Source organism: Desulfocucumis palustris, assembly GCF_002933875.1.
In the GTDB taxonomy this organism is placed as follows: domain Bacteria; phylum Bacillota; class Desulfotomaculia; order Desulfotomaculales; family Desulfocucumaceae; genus Desulfocucumis; species Desulfocucumis palustris.
This window is the reverse complement of record NZ_BFAV01000147.1, coordinates 1-541: the sequence shown is the minus strand read 5'-3', so window position 1 is coordinate 541 and position 541 is coordinate 1. Positions and strand designations below refer to the sequence as shown.

The 541-nt window shown below is 51.2% G+C and carries 1 protein-coding gene; it reads right to left on the bottom strand.

Features of this window, described 5'->3' with window-relative positions:
* On the bottom strand, nucleotides 1-530 hold a 530-nt coding region (locus DCCM_RS13190), incomplete at its 3' end, for a pyruvate formate lyase family protein (RefSeq protein WP_305791400.1).
* Nucleotides 531-541: the final 11 nt, after the last annotated feature.

Below are 541 nucleotides of genomic sequence, written 5' to 3'. Positions count from 1 at the left end.
ACGCAGCCAAATATGGCCACACGCCTTGCTTCTTCCAGAGTAACGTCGTCCTCTGCGAACCTGTCCATGGCCCTTTGTATGGCCACCGAAGTATTCATAAATTGAGGGTGCCCCACACCGGTCTTAACCACATCAACAGCCTTGAACAAGAAATCTTCTTTTATAGTGGGGTGCCAGAACAGGGCCAGGGGGGGCTGAATGTTTTTCAGGTCAATATGGGCATCGCAGACAATATAGTCCATTTCACAAGTGGCGTCTCTTCCATCCTCGGTGACACCGCCAATACACAGTGTCTGGCCCACGTGAGACGACCAGGCTTTGAAAAATTTAGGCCCGTGATAGTAGCCAACCTCCTGCAGCTTGATAAATATCAGCTTGGTAAGATAGAGCGCTTCCTCGCGGGTAATCTTTCCTTCGGCCATATCCTTTTGATAAAAAGGCTCCATGTACTGCCCCCAGTATCCGAGGGAATACCCGCAGCCGGTTACCTCCATCTCCAGGCAAAGGTGGATCAGGAGGAAGCTCTGCAAGGCCTCCTTGA